Origin of the sequence: Streptomyces alkaliphilus (assembly GCF_014141535.1) — a bacterium.
GTDB lineage: Bacteria > Actinomycetota > Actinomycetes > Streptomycetales > Streptomycetaceae > Streptomyces > Streptomyces alkaliphilus.
Genome location: NZ_VKHT01000704.1, coordinates 1 through 2,792 on the forward strand (window position 1 = coordinate 1; position 2,792 = coordinate 2,792).

Here is a 2,792-nt window from a genome sequence, read left to right on the forward strand (position 1 = left end):
GGGTGGTGGTCGGTCACGGGGCGTTGGCGGCTCATGTGGCGGCGGCGCGGGAGTGCTTCGCGATCACCCCCGGGGACCGCGTGCTCGCCTTCTCCTCCTTCTCCTTCGACGCCTCCCTGGACCAGCTGCTGCCGGCGCTGACCACCGGTGCGACCGTCGTCCTGCGCCCCGACGAGCAGTGGGAGCCCGGCCGGATCCCGGGGATCGTCGCCCGCCACGGCATCACCGTCGCCAACTTCCCGCCCACCTACTGGGCCGAGCTGGCCGGCTCCCTGAACGGCGCCTCGGCGACCCGCCTGGCGGCCACGCTGCGACTGCTGATCCTCGGTGGCGAGGCGATCCCGCCCGCCGCGCTGGCGACCTGGCGGCGGCACCTGCCCGGTGTCCGGGTGGTGAACGCCTACGGCCCGACCGAGACCACGGTCACCGCCACCGTCCACGACGTGGTCGACGCGGAGGGCACCCGACGGGTGCCGATCGGCCGGCCCCTGGGCTCCCGCCGGGCCCTGGTGGTGGACACCCGGGGGGAGCCGGTGCCGGTGGGCATCCCCGGTGAACTGCTGATCGGCGGGCCGGAGCTGGCCCTCGGCTACCTCGGCCGCCCGGCCCTGACGGCGGAACGTTTCGTGCCCGACCCCTACGGGCCGCCCGGCGGGCGGCTGTACCGCACCGGGGACCTGGTGCGCCGGTTGCCCTCGGGGGACCTGGAGTTCCTGGGCCGTACCGACGACCAGGTCAAGATCCGGGGCTTCCGGGTCGAGCCCGGCGAGATCGAGGCCGTCCTGGCCGAGTGCCCCGGCGTCACCGCCGCCGCCGTCACGGCCGGCCCCGACGGTCCCGGCGGCCGGCGGCTGATCGCCCACGTGGTCCCCGCGGAGGGAACGGAACCGTCCTTCGAAGCGCTGCGCTCCCACTGCGCCGACCACCTCCCCGACCACGCCGTGCCCTCCTTCTTCACCACTTTGGACCGCCTGCCGGTGAACGCCTCCGGCAAGCTGGACCGCGCGGCCCTGCCCGCCCCGGAACCCGGCCGGATCACCGGCGGCACGCCCCACGTCCCGCCCCGCGACGACACCGAGCGGACGATCGCGGCCATCTGGGCCGAGGTACTGGGTGTCGAGCGCGTCGGCATCGACGACGGCTTCTTCGACCTCGGCGGCCACTCCCTGCTGGCGACCATGGCCGTCTCCCGGGTCGCCGAGCGGCTCGGGCGGGAGATCGAACTGCGCACCCTCTTCGAGAACCCCCGCATCCGGGAGTTCGCCCCGGTCGTCACCGCCGCCCGCCGGGTCGACGCCGACACCGTCGTCCCCGCCGACCGCGAGGGGCCCCTGCCGCTGTCCTTCGCCCAGGAGCGGCTGTGGTTCCTGGACCGGATGTCCCCGCTGGGGGAGGACTACGTCCTGTGGTACTGCCGGCGCGTGCGCGGCGGGCTGGACCGCGCCGCCTGGCAGGGCGCCCTGGACGATGTGGCGGCCCGTCACGAGGTTCTGCGCACCGCGTTGATCGAGGTCGACGGGCGCCCGGTCCAGCAGATCCGGCCGCCCGCCCCCGTTCCGCTGGAGTGGCACCCGGCCCCGGCCGGGGGGTACGGGGACTCCGGGGAGGACGTGCCGGAGCGGGTCCGGGAACGGGCCGTCGAGCTGGCCCGCCGCCGGTTCGCACTGGACGAGCCGCCGATGCTGCGCTCCGGGGTGTGGGAGCTGGGACCGGAGGACCACGTCGCGGTCATCGCCTTCCACCACGTGGCCATCGACGGCTGGTCCAAGGACGTCTTCCTGGAGGAACTGTCCGCCTGCTACCGGGCCCGACTGGCCGGCACCACCGCCAACCTGCCGCCGCTGCCGGTGCAGTACGCCGACTTCGCCGTGTGGCAGCGCGAGCGCGCCGCATCCCCCGGGGCCGAGGCCGGCCTGCGGTACTGGGAGACCGCCCTGGCCGGGGTCCCCCCGCTGGAGCTGCCCACCGACCGGCCCCGCCCGGCGGTGCGTTCCGGCCGCGGCGGAGCCGTGGAGATCCCGCTGGGCGACGAGCTGCCGGAGCGGATCGACGCGCTGGCCCGCCGGCACGGCGCCACCCGGTTCATGGTGCTGCTGGCGGTGGTGCAGGTGGTGCTCGCCCGCTGGTCGGGTCAGGAGGACATCGCGGTGGGAACACCGGTCGCGGGACGGGACCGGGTGGAGCTGGAGCGCCTGATCGGGTTCTTCGTCAACACCGTGGTGCTGCGCGGCGACGTCTCCGGGGACCCCGCCTTCACCGAGCACCTGGAGCGGGTCCGGGCGGACGTGCTCGGGGCCTTCGACCACCGGGAGGTGCCCTTCGAGCACGTGGTGAACCGGCTGCGGCCCGAGCGCGACCTCTCCCGTACCCCCCTCTTCCAGGTCATGTTCGACGTCCAGGAGGGTTCCGACGCCTCCGGGCGCCTCCTCGATCGGGAGGTCGGGACGATCGCGCTGCCCTGGCGATCGGCCAAGTTCGACCTGACCGTCACCTTCGTGGTCTCCCCGGGGCGCTTCGCCCTCAACGTCGAGTACAGCGACGACCTGTTCGAGCCCGACACCGTCACCCGGTTCGCCGAGCACGTCGGTCGGACCCTGGCCGCGGCCCTGGACGCGCCGACGACCCCGGTGGGCGACCTGGAGCTGTGCGCGCCCTCGGAGCGGGCCGCCCTGACCGCCGCCGGGACCGCGTCCGCGTCGACCGGGGAGGCCCCCCGTCCGGTGCGGTTGTGGGGTGGTGGTGGTTCGGCGGTGGTGTGTGGGGATCGGGTGGTGTCGTACGGGGAGTTGGAG

The 2,792-nt window shown here is 74.9% G+C and carries 1 protein-coding gene; it reads left to right on the forward strand.

Translation table 11 applies throughout. The features are described from left to right. The coding region (locus tag FNQ90_RS18700) for a condensation domain-containing protein (protein WP_182607431.1) at positions 1-2,792 on the forward strand (2,792 nt) is incomplete at both ends.